The following is a 21,543-nucleotide window of genomic DNA, read 5'->3' as shown; positions in this document are numbered from 1 at the left end:
GCATAAGGGACTTGCACCCTCTAGATGAATTAGTTATCTTTCGATAAATTAAAGATGCCCATGCTGGGCACACACAACGTGTATAGCTCATTGCGGCTGAATTCCTAATCGGAATTCATTGCAATTTGCTATCTTTCGGTTACGGCGGAAAATCATAGCTGATTTTCCGCAACGAGCCATACACAAAACCGTTGTGGGTAATTACCTCAAGAAAGAATTAATTAGATTTTAATTATCAATGAATACAAAATTATATATTTCAATACTAACCTTAACTTTGAGTTTTTCAGTAAATGCTCAACTTTTTGAAGGTCAAATATTTTGTGATGAACTTATAAATGAAAGTATTTTCACTTTAAAATATAAGACAAAAAAATTGACATGGTATGACACGTACTATATTGAAGAAAAAACTCAAACAAAAGAAATAGATGATAAAGAATATTTTGAATTTGAGCAAAGATGGGATAAATCTGATACTCATAAACTTTATTTAAGAGAAGAAAACGGAATTGTATATCAATTTGAGGAATGTTGTGAAGAAGATACCATAAGATATAATCCTGAATTCAAGAAAAGCCATAAATGGAAAACCGCTGATGGTAAATCAGAGTATGAAATTATAAGTTTTAAAGGGAAATTAAATACCCCTTACTGTAATTATAAGAATTTGATGGTAATTGAAGCCAAAATGCATTATGGAAACTATAGGTTTTATTATTTCAAAGGTCATGGATATATTGGAGCAACAAAAGACGGAAACCTAATTTCTTATTTAACACCAGAATAAAACTACCCACAACAATAGTAACCGTTGCACAAGCCATTAATTCATTAAATATAGTACTACTATAAGCCTCACTAAGAGGCTTTATTTTTGTAATATTCCTAGCTTAGACTAAGTTTTGATGGTCTTACATCTATCAAAAATAGGTTCTGAAACGTCCTTTTGATATTTATAATAAAAGCACACTGTCCTAGCCCACTATTGGAACGTTTTTGTTCAAATTTGAGATACTTCTTGAGATTGTAAGCTATTGCGGATAGATGCATTACCTTGTTGGCCTGTTTAATACCTATGGTATTTATTTTACGCATGCCCATAAACTGGGTTAAAGTGCCAAAAACGGGCTCTACCGTACTCTGGCGCTTGCCTTTCATATACCTGCCTTGTGGACTATTTACTCGCTTTATATTGCGCTCATATTCTGCTCTATAGTAGGTAACACTAAACTTCTTCTCCTGAGCACTCTTGCCCAAACATCTTGTTTTTAATGGACAAGCAATGCAGACATGTTTTCTTGCGCGGTACTCCTTCTTTTTTGTGCCTGTACGGTAGTCGCTAAATATTTTGGTAAAGGGTATTACCTTACCTTGTGGGCAGGTATAGTTATCTTCTATTTCATTGTAAATGAAGTCTGTTGGCCCGCCTTTGTACGTACCGTGCGGTGGAATGAAACTCTGTAAACCTTCGTTTTCTAAAAATGCATAATTCTCTCCACTACTATATCCTGTATCTGCTACGCAGTTCTCCCAATACAAGCCCTGTTGCCATAAACGACTTTGTAAGCGATTTACAATATCCGGCAGTTGTTGGTTATCCTTACCATCCGCATGGTACGCTCTAATGTCTGTTATCACATGATGGGCTGTATCTACACTGAGTTGACTCAAGTAATTTAACTTTCTTGCCTTACCTGGCTTTACGCTAATTCTAGCATCTGGATCCGTAGGGCTGTAATGCGTCTTATTACTCGTATATTTAGAGCCTTTGTTCCCTGCACCTGGCCTTTGGTCTTGCGCTTTGGACCACTTTCTCCATAATATTCTCTAGTAAGCTTATAAAGAAAATGTAAATCTAAAACTCCTTTTAAACGCCTGTAAAAATTCGTCTCGGGGACACGCTCACTTAATTGAAAACTATTGAAAAGCTTCTCTTGATAATCTTTTTTACCCTGCATAACTAAAGTTAAGCAAATTTATTATTTTTAGAAAATGACTTGTGCAACAGGCACAACGTATATAATTTATTGCTTACTCGGAAAATCCTGCGGATTTTCCTCTGGTTCGTTTTCTTTTGTTAACTTAGTTCTACCCAACGCAACTAACCATACACGAACACGTTAGCAACAATTACCACTCAAATTTCAGAGTTCTATATTAAAATCATTTTTTTACCACAATTGTTTGCGTAACCGAATGATTACTCATATATTCGTAACCGAATAGTTACATAAATTATGAGAAGAGATGTTTTTCAAGCAATTGCAGACCCTATAAGAAGAGATATTATCGAATTAGTTTCAACCGAATCATTAAGCGTAAATGAGGTGGCTGAAAAATTTGAAATTAGTAGACCTGCTATTTCAAAACATTTAAAAATATTAAATGAATGTGGGATAATCGAAATACATAAAAAGGGTAGAGAACGCTTTTGCTTAATACAGCCAAAAAATCTTTTACCAGCTTTTTTATGGATTGAGCAATATCAAAAACTATGGGAAGACAAAATCGATTCTTTCGAAAATTATTTAATGGAGTTAAAAAACAGAAACAATGGATAAATCAAAAAGAACAGTAACAATAGAAAGAACATTTAACGCCCCAATTGAATTGGTTTGGGAAGCTTGGACACAACCCGAACATATTGCAAAATGGTGGAGCCCTAAAGGAATCGAAACTAAAGTCATTGAACACGATTTTAGCATTGGAGGAAAATGGAAATATTCTATGCCTATGCCAAACGGACAAAACTTTATTGCAGATGGAGAATATATAGAGATTGTAAAACTTGTAAAAATTATTTCTTTAGCCAACTTTAAACCTATGACTGAAGGTGTAGAAATACAATCACTATTCGAAAAAAATGGGAAAAAGACCAACTTTACGTTCAACATTGTCCATCCAACTGAAGAGTATAGAATTCAGCAAGAGAAAATGGGGATTTTGAATGGTTGGGGTTCTGTATTTGAAAGACTTGAAACACTTCTTATTGAATTAAAACTAAAATAATGAAAGAGATAAATACAGAAATCAGAATATTATCAACACCAAATAAAATATGGAACATTCTTATTGATTTAGAAAATTGGAACAAATGGAATCCAATAGTGAATAATATTAAAGGAAAACTAAACATTGGTGAAGAGTTAACTATTACTATGTCGGATTCTAAAGGAAATAATGCAAAAAAGTATAATGCTACTATTTCGGAATTGACTACTAATAAACGTTTTTCATTTATCGCAACAATGATGGCTAAATTTATGTTTTCAGCAGAAAGAATAATTGAAATAAAGCAAACTGAAAAAGAAACAGTTTTTATTCAACGAGAAATTTACACAGGAATTATGGTTTTTCTTTTTTGGAAAAAATTAAGTACAGATGCTATTGGAATGCTTAACACTATGAACCAAGCTCTGAAAAAAGAAGTAGAAAAAATACATTAAACAACAAATAAAATGAAAAATATATTATTAATATGTCTGATTTTTTTAGGAAAAATATCATACGGACAGACTACTAAAAACAATAAAAAAATGGAAAAAACAGCAATGGAAGTATTTGAAGTATTCGGACAAGGAATGATGTCAGGAACAGACTCGTGGAAAGATTATATCGCAAACGACATAAAATTTATAGGCCCTGTTGACCAAGTAAATGGAAAAAATGCCTTTATAAAACTCAATGAATCATTTATGCCTGCAATAAGAGGAAACAAAATGAAACAAGTTGTTGAAAGTGGTAATTATGTCATTACTCAAATAGAAATGCAAGTAGCAATGGAATCAGGAAAGACGATAACATTAGATATGTGCGAATGGTATGAAATTAAAGATGGAAAAATACAATCTATGAGAATATACTACGATGCAGAAGAATTTAAAAAAGAGATGGGAATGAAAACTAATTAATAACTGTTGCTAAAAATGTGTATAAGCAATTGCGGTTTAAGTGAAAACTTGAGCCGCTTTTCATTTTATTAAAGTATATTGTAAATCGAAAAGTAGTAGTTCAAAACCCGCTACTACTCATACACGAGCACGGTTACCACACATTTAAAAATATTCGATTGTCGGATTAACTCATTCTTCCTCCAAAAATCTGCCTATTTACTCAATTATGCACCAATAGATAGTTTTAAATCTACTTATTTGATTATATTTGTCTTATTGAGATGAATATATGGCAATACTAAACCCTATTCCGACAGAAAAAATCATCGAACGTCTTCGATACGAAAATCCTTGGTGGATTACCAAAGAGATTCCAGACACTTATAGTTCAATGTCCAAAAGATTATATTTCGATCTCTTTTATCCATTCGTCCTTGAAAGAAGTATAAAAAGGGCATTAGTTCTAATGGGACCAAGACGAGTAGGTAAAACGGTAATGCTATTTCATTGCATTGGAAACCTACTAAAAGAAGGAACAAATCCTCATAAACTATTCTTTATTGGAATTGACAACCCGATTTATGTAAACTTAAGTTTAGAAGACGTTCTAAGCCTTTGTAAAGAATCTTTAAACCTTGACAATCTTAATGGTTGTTATGTCTTTTTTGATGAAATTCAATACTTGAAAGATTGGGAAAGACACTTAAAAGTATTGGTTGACTCATATCCAGAAACTAAATTCATTGTTTCAGGTTCAGCAGCTGCAGCATTGAAATGGCACAGCACGGAAAGTGGAGCGGGTAGATTTACTGATTTCTTATTACCTCCGTTGACATTTCAGGAGTATATTCATTTGAAAAACCTAGACCATTTAATTTTTGAAGGCGATATTCAATATGGAGACAAGGATATAGAATATTGCTTAACTCATGATTCAAAAGCTTTAAATAAAGAATTCATTCACTATTTAAATTTTGGAGGCTACCCTGAGGTTGTATTATCTGAAAAAATACAAGGCGATATGGGTAGATATGTGAAAAATGATATTGTAGACAAAGTTCTTCTTAGAGATTTACCAAGTTTGTATGGCATCAAAGACGTCCAAGAGTTAAACAGATTTTTCACATATATAGCTTATAATACGGGAAATGAATTTTCATATGAGACAATGTCTAGGGAAAGTGGAATTCAAAAGGATACATTAAAAAAATATCTAGAATATTTAGAAGCAGCATTCTTAATTAAAGTATTAAACAAAGTCGGGGTAAATGCAAAAAGATTGAAAAGGATTACAAGCTTCAAAGTATACCTTACTAATCCATCACTTCGTACTGCTTTGTTTTCACCGATGAGTGAAACAGATCAAGAAATGGGAAATATGGTTGAAACTGCAATTCTTTCACAATGGATGCATCGGGAGCAATTAGATTTAACCTATGCTAGATGGAAAGACGGCAGAAATGAAGGAGAAGTAGACCTTGTTTTAGTAGATGATAAAAATTATAAACCTGTTTGGGGAGTAGAAATTAAGTGGAGTAATCGATATTTTGACAAACCACAAGAATTGAAAAGTCTAATTAAATTTTGTGAAACAAATAAACTTAAAGCTTCAGTTGTCACTTCAATTAATCAAATAGGAATGAAAGAAACACAAGACTTGAGATTTACTTTTCTACCAGCTTCTATTTATGCATATAATATTGGAGAAATCACACTGAGAATGAAAACTAATAATTAAAGAAAAAACGAAAGCACAACAAACAAGATCCACTTAAAACAAAATATAGACTACAAATTGTATCGAAAAAATAAAAATAATCTGGAATTATTATCCTTTTAATCATCACAAAAAAAGGTCAACCTATTTCAGGACAAGACAGACATTGCTAAATTAACAGAATCTGTTAGTTCTTTTTTGTTAGTTTGAATTTTAGAAACAACTAGAATGCCATTATAAATTACGAATAAAAAAGATGCTAATGACTTTAAATCTTTACATTCAATTAATTGATCTTTCTTTTGACCCTTTTTAAGATATTCATAAAATAATTTTTCAAAATCACGCCTATTACTTGACAAAATCTCTAGACAACTTTCACTATTGGGGACAAGTTCTGTAGTGTTATTTACTGCAAAACACCCCTTCCTATCTTTATCTAGAAAAGCTTCATTTATTGCATTATTAAAAAGTTCAGAAAAACCTTCTTTAACATTTGGCTGATTTTGAAATAATTTACAAATTTTATCAATACTTTGCTTACGATAAAGCTCAAAGGATTTTTTAAAAAGTTTTTCCTTATCACCAAAAGTATCATACAAGCTTGCTCTATTAATACCTAGATGACTAACCAAATCCTTAACAGAAGTAGCTGAATAACCTTGCTTCCAAAATAAATCCATTGCTTTGGTTAAGACTTCTTTTTCATTAAATAACTTTACTCTAGGCATAATAAAAAATGTGAAAGCACGTAACGTGCTTTCACAAAAATAAATTACTGGAACTATCATTCCAAATATTTAAACAAAAACTATATTGCAAATATTGGATTCACATTAAGACCTCCATCCACATTAAATTCTGAACCTGTAATAAACGAAGCTTTTTCTGAAACTAAAAAAGCTACCATTTCTGCAATCTCTTCGGGTTTCCCATATCTTTTTAGAGGAATTCGATTTTGCATCATATCACCCATTCCTTTGAGTTGCTCTTCTGACATTCCTGTTTTGCTAAAAATTGGTGTGGCTATAGGTCCAGGATTAACAGCATTTACTCTAATGTTTCGTGGAGCCAATTCTGTAGCAGCTGCTCGCGTATAAGAATTTAATGCCGCTTTTGTTGCACCATAAACAGCCGTATTAGGCATCCCTGTATATGCATTAATTGAAGATAAATTTATAATACTACCTCCATCATTAAGAATTGGTAAAAATTTCTCTATTGTAAAAACGGCCCCTTTAAAATTAATATTCATTAAAGTATCAAAACCTTCTTCTGAATTTTGTCCTACTGGCATAGGAATAAAAACACCTGCATTTACAAACAAAATATCAATCCTCTCAAACTCATTTTTAACCTGATTAACTGCTGCATCCATAGCTGATAAATCCGATACGTCAGCAATAATTCCGATTACATCAAGTTCTTTTGCTGCTAAATTAACCTTTTCACGTGAACGGCCTGTAATAATTACTGTTGCTCCTTCCTCTTTTAATTTTTTAGCAGTTGAGTAACCTATACCACTATTACCTCCAGTTATTACTGCTACTTTACCTTTTAATGTACTCATTTAATATTTTTTTTATCATTAATAATACTGGAACAATCGTTCCGAATACAAACATAAAATAACAGAACAAACATTCCAAATAAAATTAAGGCGAATATAAAACGTTGCTACCAGGTCATAAAAAACATAGGGTATTTGTACTAAACCAAAAGGTCCACGATTATTAACAAAGTTCGCTAAATATAAAATATGGCTTTATAATAGAAAAAATAAAAGCAAAACATTTATATTTAGCCAACTAATAAACCAAAACGAAAGTGTTTCAATACTTGAAGGACTTATACTTGAGAAGCAAACTAAAGATTCAAAAATTGAACTTTTGTATTAATGTTTAACAAGTGAGGGAGTATTAAAAGCGGGAGAATCAAAAAAATACGATTTTAAAAACACAAAACGAAAATCTTAAATTAGGTTCTTTACTAATCCCCAAAAAAAACTTTTTGCACGCTACGTTTCCTATACAAATCCGTAGTTGCTGGTAATTACCAATAAAAAAAATATGAATAGGATTAAAAAATTAACGATTTTAATAATAAGTTTGATAGGTGTTTTTGAGTTACACTCACAAGAATTTAACTACACGAACAACAGGATTGCAGTTAGTTTTGACGGTAATAGTGCCCCAGACAATCTTTACAAGTGGCCTACAGGAGACCCTGATGATTGGGGAGCTTTAGTAGCTTCTTGTGCAATAATAGCTAAATTAGAATTGCAGGATAAACTAGTACATTGTTCTTATAATAATTTTATTGATGCTCCTGCTGGACCTGACAATGAAAATCAATTAAAAATTAGTGCTGATGGATGTATTGAAAGATGGAATTTTAAAAAAGACGTGTTTTTTGATGTTACAACTCAACTAAAAGAAGCAAAAATAAATTTAGCAACAGAGATGGGAAAATCAACTGCTGAAGATCCATTATACTTTTTACATGCAGGTTTATCAGAATTTTTATATCAGGTAATAGATGAGGTAATTGTTCAAGGAAATATTGAAGCACTTAATCATGTCTATCTTTTATCTCATAGTAAATTCAATGAAAATGAAATTCGAAGAGATTATCATCACACTTGGGATGATGTACAAGAATTATGTGGCAATCGTATTAAGTATAAAAAAATTAAAGATCAGAATGATAAAAAAAATCCTAAAAATTTATGGCATTCAATGGATGACTTTTCAGTTTGGTATTGGATGAGAGACCACAAAGACACAAACATTAGATGGATGTATACACGCATACAAGCACATAGTTTGGGTCATGCAGACATTTCAGATTGTGGTTTATTTTATTATTTACTTGTAAGGGATGATAATGGAAACCCTCAAAAATTTAAAAACTTTATAGGAGAAGGAATATTTAATGATTAAATTAATAGTAAATATACCCCCAACGCCGTGTAAAATTTATTTCTGATTCTAGTCTACTTACGAAACACAAAGCGTCGGGACTAGCGAATTTTCTATTTGGCTTGTATTTGCTACTTTAGTTGATGAAACACGTAACGTAATCACACACAAACACGTTTGCAGTAATAAAAAAATGAGAGATTATTTAAAAACGTTTAATATATTAACTGATGACGAAATTAATATATTTGAGAAAAAAGTAGTTCTTAAAAAACTAAATAAAGGTGATTTTTTTATCAAAGAAGGTCAAGTATCTAAGGAAGTTGGTTTTGTAATTTCTGGATTACTTAGGTCATTTTATCATTCCTCATCTTCTGAAGAAGTAACATACTGTTTCACTTTTTCTAACTCTTTTGTAAGTGCCTACTCTTCTTTTTTATCTCAAGAAAAAACTGCAGAAAATATTCAAGCTTTAACTACTATTGAGCTATTAACCATCTCAAAAGATGAGATTCTGAAATTAGAAAAATCAAGTACTAATTGGTTAAGGTTTTTTAAGTTTATTGCAGAACAAGAATATATTAAAATGGAAAAGAGAATTTTCTTGTTACAAAAAGAAAATGCTAAACAACGTTATCATGATTTATTAACGAATCAACCAAAACTTTTACAATTAATACCTCTTAACTTTCTCGCGTCATATTTAGGTATTACCCAAAGACATTTTAGCAGAATAAGAAAGTCTACTTCGATTTAGACAAATGTCCTTTCAGATAATAATGCTGCTGCTGTTCTTTGTAAAAAAGAAAGAAGTATGAAAAAAATATTAATAATTAATGGGCATCCAAACAAAGAGAGTTTTAATTACGCCATATCAGAAGTTTATAAAAAAGGAGTAAATAGAACAGATTCAATAGTAACCCAAATTAACATTGCAGAATTGGAATTTAATCCTAATCTAGCATTTGGTTATCATAAAAGAATAAAATTAGAACCTGACTTAGTTGATGCTATTCATAAAATAAAAGAAGCTCATCATATAGTATGGATATTTCCAATTTGGTGGTATGGCTATCCTGCATTAATGAAAGGTTTTATCGACAGAACATTTTTACCCGGAATTACTTTTGAACCGATTGATGGAAGTCCTTTTCCAAAAAAACTTTTAAAAGGAAAATCTGCAAGATTAATTATTACAGCAGACACTCCAAAATGGTATGACCTTTTAATTATGAAACGTCCTACTATAAATCAGTTTAAAAAAGGGACTTTACAATTTTGTGGAATAAAGCCAGTCAAAGTAACTTATATTGCACCTATTAAAAATTCTAGCTCTAATTTTAGAGAAAAATGGTTAAAAAAAGTACTTGATCTAGGTGCCCAATTAAAATAACCACTCCAATATATTTATTTGCTGCTAAAAAAGATATTATGTTTCCTTGAATTAAAATGCTTAACAGCGCAAACAAAATATTTCCGTCTTTAAAAGATGTCTTTTAATTAGAAAATTCTAAACATGTGCAAAACAGAGAAGATAATACTCTAATTGAAAAAATAATATTAAGAAAATAATGTCTGCTAAATAAAATACTATTTAAGAACAATCTTTACAAACTCCTGTTAAGACACAACTTGTATTTTGAACTTTATATCCTTTAGGTACCGAATAATTAACTGGTACTTGGAGGCACTCTATACTATCACAAGATAAACACCTAAAATGAAAATGATGAAGGACTTCATTTGTTTCCTTACAATTTCTACATATTGCAAAATATTGCTTGCCATCTTCAGCAACAATTTTATGAACTAGTTCATCTTCACAAAACCTGTTTAAGACTCTATATATAGTTGCTCTATTAATAACTATATTAAGTTGCTTTTCTATTGCATCTTGGCTTAAAGCTTTTCTTGAGCTAGATAACAAATTAAGTACTGCTTCTTTTGCTGGCGTATTTCTTCTTTTCATATGCAAATGCGAATGTGTCGCAATAATACAAAAATTACTCTATATTTGCTAAATAATTATTGCGACATGTTCGCATTTAGTAAAAGTATTGATTAAAAAAATTTAGATAATACGTGTATTAACACTTAAAATATAAATTATGGGCAAAAATGAATATGAAGTAATTATAATAGGTGGTAGCTATTCTGGACTTTCCGCAGCAATGGCTTTAGGACGCTCCCTAAGAAAAACATTAATTATAGATTCTGGAAAACCATGTAATAGGCAAACACCAAATTCCCACAACTTTTTAACTCAAGATGGTAGTACACCACAAGAAATATCTGAAATTGCTAAAAACCAAGTTTTAAAGTATAACACTGTAACATTTTATGAAGGGTTAGCAACCGGGGCAAAAAAGACAAAAGAAGGGTTTGAAATTACAACTTCTTTAGAAACTACTTTTAAAGCTAAAAAAATTGTTTTTGCTACAGGAATTAAAGATTTAATACCAAAAATAAAAGGGTTTGCAGAGTGCTGGGCAATTTCTGTTGTACACTGTCCATATTGCCATGGGTATGAAATTAGAAACAAGAAAACTGCTATTATAGCAAATGGAGAAAAGGCAATACACATTACTCCTTTAGTAAAAAATTTAACTAAAAATAGTACTCTTTTAACTTCTGGTAAAGCAAATTTTAGCACTGAACAAATTGCTAAACTTGAAAAAAACAATATTAAAATTATAGAAAAAGAAATTTCTGAAATTAAACACACTAACGGGCAGTTAGAAAAAATTATTTTTAAAGATGGTAGTAAAGAAAATTTTGATTGTGCTTATGCTGCAATCCCTTTTGAACAAAATACTACTTTACCTATGGATTTGGGATGTGAACTTACAGAACATGGCCACCTTAAAATAAATCCCATGTATAAAACCACTGTAAATGACATCTATGCATGTGGAGATAATAGCGCTCCTATGCGCTCCCTTGCCAATGCTGTTTATGCTGGTAATGTTACAGGAGCAATGATTAATAGAGAATTAGCAGATGATTCTTTTAATAAAGATTAAGCAGTTAAAATATAGAGTTCCTAATGACATAGTTCTGGGAAAAAAATTAATAGGAAAGGAGATGCAGCGGCTTTAAAGTTAGCCATTACGGCAAAATATTTTTTACTAAAAACTCTTCAAAAATATTCTTATTTCTAGAATTAGATGCAGTAGAAATGCCCAAGCATTTAAAAATTAAAAAAAAGTTAAAACATTTTTTATTTCTAACCAGTTGGTTAGTTTTGTACTGTAATTGAAAATTAAATGCCTAGAGTTAAAAATTATTGTGAAGTAGAAGTAATTAAAAAAGCCATGCCTGTATTTTGGAAACATGGTTACAAAGGCACTTCTATGCAAATGCTTGAAAAAGAAATGGGGATAAATAAGTTTTCCATTTACTCTAGCTTTGGTAATAAACATGGTGTTTTTATTGCATGTTTAAAATTGTATCATCAAGACACCAAAGACATTTATTTACGATTTAAAAATTCTGAAGGTGGTATAGAAGACATTAAAAGGCTATTCCAAGATTCTTTAAATATCTGGTATCTAAATGATAAACTAAAAGGCTGTTTTATAACAAATACTCGTAATGAGTTTGCAGATAGTGATGATGCTTTAGTAATGGACCAAATAGAACAACGCAAAGACCTAAAAGATATAATTATTAAAAAATTACGATTAAGTGGTGCTAAAACAGAAGAAACTATTTTAGAAGAAGCAAATTTTTTAGCACTGTCATTACATTCTTTAAGTACTGCTTCTAGAATAAGTTCTAAAGAAGACATTGAAAATTATATAAAAATGGTTTTTAAGAACATATAACTTTTTTTGACTTATAACTAACCGATTGTTTAGAAATAATTAATATAAATAATAATTACATGGAAATAAAAGAACAAAATTTACAAACACAATTAGACGAAGTAAAAAACAACTTTGAATCTAAAGCAGATGCATCTATAATAAAAATATATAATGATGGTATTAAGTCTGTTACCAAAAGTGGCGTGGTAGAAAATGCTAAAAATGTGGGAGATACTGCTCCAAATTTCGTTTTAAAAAATGCCCTTGGCAACCCTGTAGAACTGCAAGAATATCTTAAAAAAGGGAAAGTAGTTTTAACCTGGTACAGAGGCGGATGGTGTCCTTTCTGTAATCTAACCTTACGTCAATTACAGCAAGAATTACCAAATTTTAAAGCAAATAACGCCACATTAATTGCGTTAACTCCAGAAGTACCAGACCAATCTTTAAGTACTTCTGAAAAACACAATCTAGAATTTGAAGTATTGAGCGATTTAGGAAACAAAATTGCTAGAGAATACGGTATTGTATACAAACTAACAGATGATGTTGCAAAAAGCTACAACAGCTCTTTTGGCTTAAATGATTACAATGGAGACGATTCTAACGAGCTACCGTTAGCTGCAACCTACATTATCAATGAAGATGGAACCATAGCATACGCCTTTTTAGATGCAGAATACCGTAACAGAGCAGAACCAGCAGAAATAATAAAATTCTTAGCCTCTAATCTATCTTAAAACTTAAAACAATGAAAAATTCAAAATTATTATCTCCTTTTAAATCAAACAGTTTAAATCTAAATAACCATGTGGTTATGGCACCAATGACTCGTTCTCGTGCTATAGGGAACACGCCAAATGATATCATGGCAACCTATTACGGTTTACGTGCCAGCGCAGGTTTAATTATTACCGAAGCTACCTCGCCTTCAAAAAACGGATTAGGGTACCCAAATATTCCTGCTGTATATTCAACCAAGCAAGTAGCTGGTTGGAAAAAAACAACCGATGCTGTGCATAAAAATGGGGGAAAAATATTTCTTCAAATTATGCATACAGGCCGTATTGCACATACACTAAATTTACCAGAAGGAGGTGAAGTAGTTGCACCATCAGCAATACAAGCTGCTGGTGAAATTTTTACTAGTGAAGGAGCAAAAGCACACACGCCACCACGTGAAATGACTATTGCAGATATTGAGCAAGCACAAGAAGAGTTTGTACAAGCTGCTAAAAACGCCATTGAAGCCGGTTTTGATGGGGTTGAAATTCATGCTGCAAACGGTTATTTAGCCGAACAGTTTATTAACACAGGTACCAACCAAAGAACAGACAATTATGGTGGTTCTATAGAAAATAGAACACGTTTTGTTTTGGAAACAACAACAAAAATTGCCGAAGCTATTGGAGGTGATAAAACCGGAATTCGTATTTCTCCATTTAGTGAGTTTAATGACATGCTTATTTTTGATAACATGCGAGAAACCTATGCTTATTTAGTAGAGCAATTAAACGTTTTAGATTTAGCTTACTTACATATGGCAGGCATGTCGGCCAAAATTCCTGAAGGGTATTTAACAGAATTAGGTGCCAAATTTAATGGAACCGTAATTTACAATGGTGGCTTAGGTTACGATTTAGAACGTGCTGAGAAAATAGTATCTGAAAATGAAGATAGCTTAGTATCTATAGGCTTTCCTTTTATTTCAAATCCAGATTTAATAACACGTATTACGGAAGGTGCCCAATTAAATGAAGTAGACCAAGATACTATGTATACTCCTGGTGAAGAAGGATATTTAACTTACCCTACTCTAGAGAACGCAAAATAAATTTTAATACCCCCATTAAAAACGGTTTAGGAGTAATCTTAAACCGTTTTTTTATTCTACCGTTTATGGTATTTAAGGAATTATAAAAATGTTTATTGTAATTTGTTGCAAAAAAAATTATTCGCATACAAAATTAGAATAGACTGTATAGAATATGAAAAAGTTCTAACTAAAAATTTATGAAAAAGATAGCCTCAATATTGGTATTAGTACTTATTATTAATGCATACTGCCATGGCCAAAACACCTATTCGTATTCTAAACCAAAAGAACATACAGACGGCTGGAAAACTAACACTTTATTAGCACAAAATATAGATACCACAGCAATACATGAATTATTTAACCAAGTACTGAATAGGGAAAATAAAATTCATAGTATCCTTTTAGTAAAAGATAAACAGTTAATTCTTGAAGAGTATTTTAATGGACAATTAGCTAACCAACCCCATGACTTGCGCTCTACTACAAAAAGCATTCGGTCTATTTTAATGGGAATTGCCATTGACAAAGGTTTTATTCAAAGTATTAATGACCCCATTTTAAAATATTTAAAAGGTATTATTCCGACTAAAAATCTAGATCCCAGAAAAGAGAAAATAACTATAAAGCATCTTTTGACAATGTCTAGTGGATTAGATTGTAATGATTGGGATAAAACATCTAAAGGGCAAGAAGATAAAGTTTATAAAAAAAAGGATTGGCTTCAGTATACTCTTAACTTACCTATTGTAAATGAACCTGGAGAAGTTTCTACTTATTGCTCTATGGGTGCAATTTTAATAGCAGAGATAATAAGTCAGGCGTCCGGGATAACAATCCAAGAATTTGCTCAAAAGTATTTATTTACCCCATTAGGAATAACAAACTTATATTGGGGTCATACATCAGACAAAAAAATTCTTCCTTCTGGAAAAAGATTATATATGACCTCCCGAGATTTAGCAAAAATAGGAGTTTTAATACTCCATAACGGAATGTGGAATAAAAAGCAAATTGTTTCGCAAAAATGGATTGATGAGTCTACCACTCCTAAAACAAAAATTACAGGAATTAATTATGGTTACTTTTGGTGGAACATACCCTACAAAATAAATAATGAAATTGTAATTTCAAAAACCGCAACAGGAAATGGTGGGCAATATATTATGGTTATACCTAAAATGAATATAGTTGCCATATTTACAGGTGGTGCATATAATTCTACAGAAGACAAATTAGCATTTGAAATAATGCAAAAAGTGTTCTTACCAAGTATTAGCGCTAAATAATAAAAAATGGCATTCCTAACTTTTAGGAAATTTATAATAGTACTTATGTATTTTTATATAGATTTAGGTTTAAATCTATACATTAACCCTAGTCTTAACTATATATAATTACATGGAAGTATTTAATCTTAAAAAAGTTGTTGCTGGTATTCCAAAAGCAGAACTTCATTTACATATTGAAGGTAGTTTTGAACCTGAACTCATGTTCCAGATAGCTAAAAGAAATAATATAATTTTAGATTATGATTCTATAGACTCTTTAAAAAAAGCATACCAGTTTAATAACCTTCAAGAATTTTTAGATATTTATTATACTGGAGCTAAAGTGCTCTTATATGAAAAAGATTTTTTTGATTTAACCTGGGCATATGTAACTAAAGTACATAGTGAAAATGTGGTTCATGTAGAGGTGTTTTTTGACCCCCAAACACATACCAATAGAGGTGTTTCTTTTTCTGTAGTTATAAATGGCATATACAAAGCTCTTGAAAAAGCAAAACAAGAATTAAATATTTCTTTTAAATTAATAATGTCCTACTTAAGACATTTAAGTGAAGAAGAAGCTTTTAAAACATTAGAGTCCTCATTACCCTATAAAGATTGGATTGATGGTGTTGGTTTAGATTCTTCTGAAATTGGAAACCCACCTAGTAAATTTGCGAAAGTTTTTAACGCCTCTGCAAAACACGGTTACAAATTAGTAGCCCATGCTGGTGAAGAAGGCCCTGTAGATTATATTTGGGAAGCTTTGGACCTTTTAAAGGTTGTAAGAATAGACCACGGAAATCGTTGTTTAGAGGATGAAAAACTAGTTCAAAGATTAGTTAAAGAAAAGATTGCCCTAACCTTATGCCCATTAAGTAATGTAGCGCTTAAAGTTATTTCTAAAATGGAAGAACATCCTGTTGCAAAAATGCTTGATAAAGGACTTGTTGCCACCATACATTCTGATGACCCCGCATATTTTGGAGGGTATATGAATGCTAATTATTACGAAACAGCTAAAGCTCTTAACCTAAATAAAAAACAGATAATGCAATTGGCAATTAATGCCTTTAAATCTTGCTGGTTGCCTTCAAAAGGTAAAGAAAAACATATTTTAGAGGTAAAAAAGTATTTTAATTCTTTATAAAAAAGCTATAAATTAAAATACCTTCTTTAAAGCATCTATAGTTTTATCTAAATCTTCATAAGACAAGGCATCATTTAAAAAATAGCTTTCAAAAGCAGAAGGAGGCAAATAAATACCCTGTTCTAACATGCCATGAAAATAGGTTTTAAAAGTGTCGTTATTTCCTTTAGCAGAAGATGTAAAATCTACTACAGGAGTATCTGTAAAATGCACAGAAATCATACTTCCATAACGGTTTATTTGGTACGGAATTCCCTTGGTTTTTAAAACAGCATCAAAACCTTTATGCAAATACTCTGTTTTTTTTGCAAGACTTTTAAAAACATCTGGGTTATTATTTAATTCGGTCAACATTGCTAAACCTGCACTCATTGCTAATGGGTTGCCACTAAGTGTTCCTGCTTGGTAAACTGGCCCGTCTGGAGCTAAATAACTCATAATTTCATTACTAGCAGCAAAAGCACCAACGGGTAAACCGCCACCTATTACTTTTCCAAAAGTAACAATATCCGCATCTATGCCTAAAGCTTCTTGTGCGCCGCCGGCTCCTAAGCGAAACCCTGTCATTACCTCATCAAAAATTAATAAAATACCTTCTTTAGTACAAAGTTCTCTTAGGCCTTTAATAAATTCTGGAGTAGGAATAATACAACCCATATTACCTGCAATAGGCTCTATTATTATTGCTGCAATTTCCCCAGCATTAGCATCTGTAAGTGCTTTTACACTGGCTAAGTCATTATAATTTGCTAATAATGTATCTTTTGCGGTTCCTTGAGTAACTCCCGGACTATTAGGACTACCAAAAGTTACTGCACCACTACCCGCTTGTATTAAAAAAGAATCGGAATGCCCATGGTAACATCCTGCAAATTTTATGATTTTATCTTTTCCTGTATACCCTCTTGCTAAACGTACGGCACTCATACAAGCCTCAGTACCACTATTAACAAAGCGTATTTTATCTACATTAGGAACCATAGAAACTGCTAGTTTTGCTAAATCTGTTTCTATTTCTGTAGGCATTCCAAAAGATGTTCCTTTTTTTGCTTTATCTACAATAGCATTTATTACAGGCTCATGAGCATGCCCTAATATTAATGGCCCCCAAGAAGCTATATAATCTATAAGTGTATTACCATCCTCATCATACAAATATGCGCCTTTTGCTTCCTTTACAAAAATTGGGTCCCCACCAACAGCTTTAAAAGCACGTACCGGAGAATTTACACCTCCAGGAATATATTTTTTGGCATCCTTAAATAAGGCACTACTTCTTTTATAAATCATCTTTTATAATTGCTATTTTATTTTACTACAAGTTCCTGACCAATTGACAAATTGGTGTTTTGCATTCTATTTATTCGCATTAATTCTTCTACAGAAACAAAATATTTTCTTGATATAGAATACAAGGTATCTCCTTTTTGAACAATGTGTTTTTTAGAATTTGCTTTAGGTACTATTATTGGTTTTCTTTTTACGTTTGCTACACTTCCCTTTGGAGTATCATAGGTATATAACTGATACTTATCTATAAGGTAAATAAGTTTTTGAGGATATTTTTTATCTGTAGCGTACCCTGCTTTTCGTAACCCTTTAGCCCATGATTTATAATCCTTATGATGATAATCAAATAAAAAAGCATACCTAGACCTTGTTGTTAAAAAAACACTATGGTCTCTATAAGAATACCTTGGGTGGTTATATTTTCTAAAACACTCTCCTTTTTCATCATCGTCATGAAAATCGTAATCGCCTTCCCATCCTGTATGGCATTTTATTCCAAAATGATTATTTGTTTTCATGGCTAATTCTCCTTTCCCATAACCGCTTTCTAATAATCCTTGCGCTAAAGTTATACTTGCAGGTATACCATAAGCCATCATTTCTATCTGCGCTATTTCTGAGAAAGTATCTATATATTCTTGAGCCGTATTAAATTTAAAATGAATAAACTTTTCTGAATCTTTTGGTAGTTCTTTATTCGTTTTTACAGTTTTCCTTTTTTTATGGGTAACAACATTTTGTGTTTTTAATTTACCAGAATGAATGGTTGTTTTTTTGGACTTACAACCAATTACTAAAAAAACTACTAAAAGAAATAAACTATATTTTTTCATTCTACTATTTCTAATTGATTTTTCTTTTTTAATACTGCATTCATTCCTTTAATTCCTTGTAAGCCTCCTGTATGGATTGCTAATATTTTTGTGCCAGGTATAAAAAAGTCTTCTTTTATCATCTCTATCAAACCGTATACCATTTTACTTGTATATATTGGATCTAACGGAATATTAGTTTCTTTTTTAAAAGTATTAATAAACATAATTAATTCTGGAGAAACTTTTCCATAACCTCCAAAATGATACTTATTTTGAAGTTTCCAATTTATTTTGGTTGCAAATTTACGAATATCTTCTTGTAAAAAATTACCCTTTAAGGCAGGAAAACCAATTACTTTTTGATTATTTTTTGATGTATTTATAATTCCGGCAATAGTACCTCCAGTACCTACAGCTGAAGTAATTACATTAAAGACATTGTCTTCCGGAGTTAAAATTTCTTCGCACCCTTGTATTGCTAGAGAGTTACTACCACCTTCTGGTAATACATAAAAATCATTAAATTCTTCCTTTAATTTATTTATAAACTCTGATGTTTCTTTAAATCTATATGCCTCTCTTGTAACAAATTTAAAATGCATACCATGCTCTTTTGCCAAACATAACGTAGCATTATTTTGCCATTTATCTTTAAGTTCTTCTCCCCTAATAATACCAATAGTTCGCAAACCTTGCTCTTTACCAGCATACGCCGTTGCCGCAATATGGTTAGAGTATGCGCCACCAAAGGTTAGTATGCAATTTTGCTTTTTTTCTTTAGCTGCTAAAATGTTGTATTTTAATTTACGGTACTTATTTCCAGAAATTAATGGGTGTATTAAATCTTCTCGCTTTATGTAGAGCGAAATTTTTTTTTCTTTAAGTATAGGAAGGTGTACTTTTTGATTTTGCGTTTGCACTAAACTCTTGTTTAATTACGCCAAAGGTATTTAATAAAGCTGAAGAATTTTCTTTGATTTAAATAATCTAAATTATTCTCATTATAATAAGCTTCACGCTCAAAACTAATATTTTGGTATGCCTTATATGTATCTAAATAAAAAATACTTCGTAAAAGCCATTCTGTTACATACCAAATATAAAAAGGAATAATAAGTAGTTCTTGCTGTTGTTTAAGATGTATTTTTTCATGATTAATAAGTACAATATCTTCTTTTAAGGTAGTATCCTTTAGAATTATAAAAGGCCATAAAGACAAGCCTACGTAATTTTTATAGAAGAAATGTTTGAATATTAATATCATAAATACTTTTTACAAACGCTTATCCTCAAAGATAATTGTAATTTTTTAATCTTTAAAAGTTCCTAGATTTACATACAAACAAAATCGATTAAAGAATAAAAAGCCTAAAAACCATACTAAAATATATGGGTTTCTAGCAAACACAAGGCAGTTATCAACAAAGAATCCGTAATTTTATAGCAAAAATTTATAAGCTAATTACTGTACATGAAAGAGATTATTCCGTTAGAAGAAGGTGATTTTTACTTATCTAAAGAAGGGTACAAAGTATTTACAGAACAATTTCATTTAAAAAGAGGGTATTGTTGCGAAAGTGGTTGCAGACATTGCCCTTATGGTTATAATACCAAGACGAATAAACAATAACCAGCTGTTTCTTCGGCATGATTTTTGAGATGTTTTAATTACAAAAAATCTATTCTAATCCCAAAAAATATAGTTGTTATGAAAAAACTACAATTACTCGCAATACCAATATTAGTATTGGCTGTATTAAGTTCTTGTACCTCGGTACGCGTACTTTCTGATTATGATAAAGATGCTAATTTTAATTCTTATAAATCATTCGCATTTTACAAGACTGGTATTGATAAAGCGCAAATTTCTGACTTAGATAAAAAAAGAATTTTAAGAGCTATTGATACTGAAATGGCTACAAGAGGCTTTACAAAATCTAACTCTCCAGATATTTTGGTAAGCATTTTCACCAAGGAAAAAGAACAAGTTGATGTTTACAACAACTACTGGGGTGGTGGTTTTGGTTGGGGCTGGAATCCTTATTACTGGGGCCCAGGGTGGAACAATGGCACCCAAGTAAGCACTAGAACGCAAGGTTCTCTCTATATAGATTTAATTGATGCTAAAAGCAAAGAATTGGTTTGGCAAGGAAAAGGAATTGGAACTCTTTCTCCTTCTAAAAGTATAAAAAAGAAAGAAGAACGTATACAGCAGTTTGTTGGCGAAATATTAAAAGCTTATCCACCACAAATAATGGCTGTAAAATAAGCATCCGTTTATAAATTTAAAAAAAGAGATTGTTTCGCGAAACAATCTCTTTTTATTTATAATAAAGGAAAATAAGTACTGTCTTTTACTTCGTTTAAAACAAATGCGCTTTTAACCATTCCTATGTGTGGCAAGGACGCTACTTTATCTTTTGAAAATTTAAAATAGTCATCTAAATCTTTAACTACTATTTTTAATAAAAAATCGAACTCCCCACCTACTACAAAACACTCTACAACTTCTGGATACTTTTTTACACTAGCAGCAAAATCATCCATTAAGCGTTCTTTTTGAGCATCTAAGGATACAAAGCTAAAAACAGTAATACTAGGCTCTACTTTATTTTTATCTATAATAGCAACGTACTTAGAAATAAAACCATTCTGCTCTAACCTTCTTATACGATCATAAACTGGAGTTTTGGTCATTTGCAAACGCTCTGCTATTTCTTTAGCATTAGTTTTTGCATCTTTCTCTAGTATTTTCAATATTTTCCTGTCTATACTATCTATTTTTTGTTCCATAAATTTTCCTGTTTTAGCACTATAAATTCAAATTAAAAGTACTTATTCCCTAATAAATTAAAAGT

Annotated in this window: 26 protein-coding genes; 17 read left to right on the top strand and 9 right to left on the bottom strand. The window is 31.2% G+C overall.

The features are described 5' to 3' along the window. Window positions 1–277: 277 nt before the first annotated feature. The gene (locus Q0820_RS10935) at window positions 278–790 is read left to right on the top strand and encodes a hypothetical protein (protein WP_298487676.1); all 513 of its coding nucleotides are present in this window, start codon (window positions 278–280) and stop codon (window positions 788–790) included. Between the two features lie 98 nt (window positions 791–888). Here Q0820_RS10935 and Q0820_RS10930 read toward each other — a convergent pair whose 3' ends face one another. Further along, window positions 889–1,674 carry a transposase gene (locus Q0820_RS10930; RefSeq protein ID WP_298487675.1) on the bottom strand — a complete coding sequence of 262 codons (786 nt, stop codon included), beginning with the start codon at window positions 1,672–1,674 and terminating at the stop codon, window positions 889–891. A 566-nt stretch (window positions 1,675–2,240) separates the two neighbouring features. Here Q0820_RS10930 and Q0820_RS10925 point away from each other — a divergent pair. The 5 genes from Q0820_RS10925 to Q0820_RS10905 all read left to right on the top strand — a co-directional run bounded on the left by Q0820_RS10925 (window position 2,241) and on the right by Q0820_RS10905 (window position 5,634). Continuing rightward, a complete protein-coding gene (locus Q0820_RS10925) occupies window positions 2,241–2,564 on the top strand; it encodes a metalloregulator ArsR/SmtB family transcription factor (RefSeq protein WP_298487674.1) in 324 nt (107 codons plus the stop codon). Further along, entirely contained in the window at window positions 2,557–3,012 is a 456-nt protein-coding gene (locus Q0820_RS10920; protein WP_298487673.1) for an SRPBCC domain-containing protein, read from the top strand. Before Q0820_RS10925 ends, Q0820_RS10920 begins: the two co-directional genes overlap by 8 nt. After that, window positions 3,012–3,449, top strand: coding sequence for an SRPBCC domain-containing protein (locus Q0820_RS10915; RefSeq protein ID WP_298487672.1), 438 nt, complete (start codon window positions 3,012–3,014; stop codon window positions 3,447–3,449). The genes Q0820_RS10920 and Q0820_RS10915 overlap by 1 nt, the downstream gene beginning before the upstream one ends. A gap of 12 nt (window positions 3,450–3,461) precedes the next feature. After that, entirely contained in the window at window positions 3,462–3,914 is a 453-nt protein-coding gene (locus Q0820_RS10910) for a nuclear transport factor 2 family protein (RefSeq protein WP_298487671.1), read from the top strand. A 271-nt stretch (window positions 3,915–4,185) separates the two neighbouring features. Beyond that, a complete protein-coding gene (locus tag Q0820_RS10905; RefSeq protein ID WP_298487670.1) occupies window positions 4,186–5,634 on the top strand; it encodes an ATP-binding protein in 1,449 nt (482 codons plus the stop codon). Between the two features lie 128 nt (window positions 5,635–5,762). Here Q0820_RS10905 and Q0820_RS10900 read toward each other — a convergent pair whose 3' ends face one another. Then, entirely contained in the window at window positions 5,763–6,404 is a 642-nt protein-coding gene (locus Q0820_RS10900) for a TetR/AcrR family transcriptional regulator (RefSeq protein ID WP_298487669.1), read from the bottom strand. Between the two features lie 20 nt (window positions 6,405–6,424). After that, entirely contained in the window at window positions 6,425–7,183 is a 759-nt protein-coding gene (locus Q0820_RS10895) for an SDR family oxidoreductase (protein ID WP_298487668.1), read from the bottom strand. 499 nt (window positions 7,184–7,682) lie between these two features. Here Q0820_RS10895 and Q0820_RS10890 point away from each other — a divergent pair, with 499 nt between their 5' ends. The 3 genes from Q0820_RS10890 (at window position 7,683) to Q0820_RS10880 (ending at window position 9,927) form a co-directional block, all read left to right on the top strand. Then, entirely contained in the window at window positions 7,683–8,555 is an 873-nt protein-coding gene (locus Q0820_RS10890; RefSeq protein ID WP_298487667.1) for a hypothetical protein, read from the top strand. A gap of 172 nt (window positions 8,556–8,727) precedes the next feature. Next, window positions 8,728–9,291 (top strand): Crp/Fnr family transcriptional regulator, encoded by a 564-nt coding sequence (locus tag Q0820_RS10885; protein WP_298487666.1) that lies wholly within the window; start codon window positions 8,728–8,730, stop codon window positions 9,289–9,291. Between the two features lie 57 nt (window positions 9,292–9,348). Beyond that, the gene (locus Q0820_RS10880; protein WP_298487665.1) at window positions 9,349–9,927 is read left to right on the top strand and encodes an NAD(P)H-dependent oxidoreductase; all 579 of its coding nucleotides are present in this window, start codon (window positions 9,349–9,351) and stop codon (window positions 9,925–9,927) included. A 201-nt stretch (window positions 9,928–10,128) separates the two neighbouring features. On the opposite strand, the gene Q0820_RS10875 is transcribed toward Q0820_RS10880, so the two are convergent. Continuing rightward, window positions 10,129–10,503, bottom strand: coding sequence for a transcriptional repressor (locus Q0820_RS10875; protein ID WP_298487664.1), 375 nt, complete (start codon window positions 10,501–10,503; stop codon window positions 10,129–10,131). A 139-nt stretch (window positions 10,504–10,642) separates the two neighbouring features. On the opposite strand from Q0820_RS10875, the gene Q0820_RS10870 reads away from it, so the two are divergent. The 6 genes from Q0820_RS10870 to Q0820_RS10845 all read left to right on the top strand — a co-directional run bounded on the left by Q0820_RS10870 (window position 10,643) and on the right by Q0820_RS10845 (window position 16,580). Continuing rightward, entirely contained in the window at window positions 10,643–11,557 is a 915-nt protein-coding gene (locus tag Q0820_RS10870; RefSeq protein WP_298487663.1) for an NAD(P)/FAD-dependent oxidoreductase, read from the top strand. 243 nt (window positions 11,558–11,800) lie between these two features. Beyond that, on the top strand, window positions 11,801–12,361 hold the full coding sequence (locus tag Q0820_RS10865) for a TetR/AcrR family transcriptional regulator (protein ID WP_298487662.1): 561 nt from the start codon (window positions 11,801–11,803) through the stop codon (window positions 12,359–12,361). A gap of 59 nt (window positions 12,362–12,420) precedes the next feature. Beyond that, entirely contained in the window at window positions 12,421–13,083 is a 663-nt protein-coding gene (locus Q0820_RS10860) for a peroxiredoxin-like family protein (RefSeq protein WP_298487661.1), read from the top strand. 11 nt (window positions 13,084–13,094) lie between these two features. Further along, on the top strand, window positions 13,095–14,177 hold the full coding sequence (locus Q0820_RS10855) for an alkene reductase (RefSeq protein ID WP_298487660.1): 1,083 nt from the start codon (window positions 13,095–13,097) through the stop codon (window positions 14,175–14,177). 179 nt (window positions 14,178–14,356) lie between these two features. Further along, window positions 14,357–15,448 (top strand): serine hydrolase, encoded by a 1,092-nt coding sequence (locus Q0820_RS10850; protein WP_298487659.1) that lies wholly within the window; start codon window positions 14,357–14,359, stop codon window positions 15,446–15,448. Window positions 15,449–15,560: 112 nt separating this feature from the next. Further along, entirely contained in the window at window positions 15,561–16,580 is a 1,020-nt protein-coding gene (locus tag Q0820_RS10845) for an adenosine deaminase (protein ID WP_298487658.1), read from the top strand. Between the two features lie 12 nt (window positions 16,581–16,592). Here the strand turns inward: Q0820_RS10845 and hemL are convergent, their stop codons facing one another. The 4 genes from hemL to Q0820_RS10825 are packed head-to-tail and all read right to left on the bottom strand — an operon-like array spanning window position 16,593 to window position 19,949. Next, on the bottom strand, window positions 16,593–17,870 hold the full coding sequence (gene hemL / locus Q0820_RS10840) for a glutamate-1-semialdehyde 2,1-aminomutase (RefSeq protein ID WP_298487657.1): 1,278 nt from the start codon (window positions 17,868–17,870) through the stop codon (window positions 16,593–16,595). Window positions 17,871–17,887: 17 nt separating this feature from the next. Beyond that, window positions 17,888–18,703, bottom strand: coding sequence for a glucosaminidase domain-containing protein (locus tag Q0820_RS10835; protein ID WP_298487656.1), 816 nt, complete (start codon window positions 18,701–18,703; stop codon window positions 17,888–17,890). Continuing rightward, window positions 18,700–19,605, bottom strand: coding sequence for a 1-aminocyclopropane-1-carboxylate deaminase/D-cysteine desulfhydrase (locus Q0820_RS10830; protein WP_298487655.1), 906 nt, complete (start codon window positions 19,603–19,605; stop codon window positions 18,700–18,702). The genes Q0820_RS10835 and Q0820_RS10830 overlap by 4 nt, the downstream gene beginning before the upstream one ends. Before the next feature lie 11 nt (window positions 19,606–19,616). After that, window positions 19,617–19,949 carry a hypothetical protein gene (locus tag Q0820_RS10825; protein WP_298487654.1) on the bottom strand — a complete coding sequence of 111 codons (333 nt, stop codon included), beginning with the start codon at window positions 19,947–19,949 and terminating at the stop codon, window positions 19,617–19,619. 207 nt (window positions 19,950–20,156) lie between these two features. On the opposite strand from Q0820_RS10825, the gene Q0820_RS10820 reads away from it, so the two are divergent. Both Q0820_RS10820 and Q0820_RS10815 read left to right on the top strand, forming a co-directional pair. Next, entirely contained in the window at window positions 20,157–20,315 is a 159-nt protein-coding gene (locus Q0820_RS10820) for a DUF5522 domain-containing protein (protein WP_298487653.1), read from the top strand. 78 nt (window positions 20,316–20,393) lie between these two features. Continuing rightward, the gene (locus tag Q0820_RS10815) at window positions 20,394–20,954 is read left to right on the top strand and encodes a DUF4136 domain-containing protein (protein ID WP_298487652.1); all 561 of its coding nucleotides are present in this window, start codon (window positions 20,394–20,396) and stop codon (window positions 20,952–20,954) included. Window positions 20,955–21,010: 56 nt separating this feature from the next. Here the strand turns inward: Q0820_RS10815 and Q0820_RS10810 are convergent, their stop codons facing one another. After that, window positions 21,011–21,478, bottom strand: a complete 468-nt coding sequence (locus Q0820_RS10810) for an Lrp/AsnC family transcriptional regulator (RefSeq protein ID WP_298487651.1) — start codon at window positions 21,476–21,478, stop codon at window positions 21,011–21,013. Between the last annotated feature and the right edge of the window lie 65 nt (window positions 21,479–21,543).

The sequence above is a fragment of the uncultured Maribacter sp. genome (assembly GCF_947495965.1).
Classification (GTDB): domain Bacteria; phylum Bacteroidota; class Bacteroidia; order Flavobacteriales; family Flavobacteriaceae; genus Maribacter_B.
This window is presented reverse-complemented; position numbering and strand designations above follow the sequence as displayed.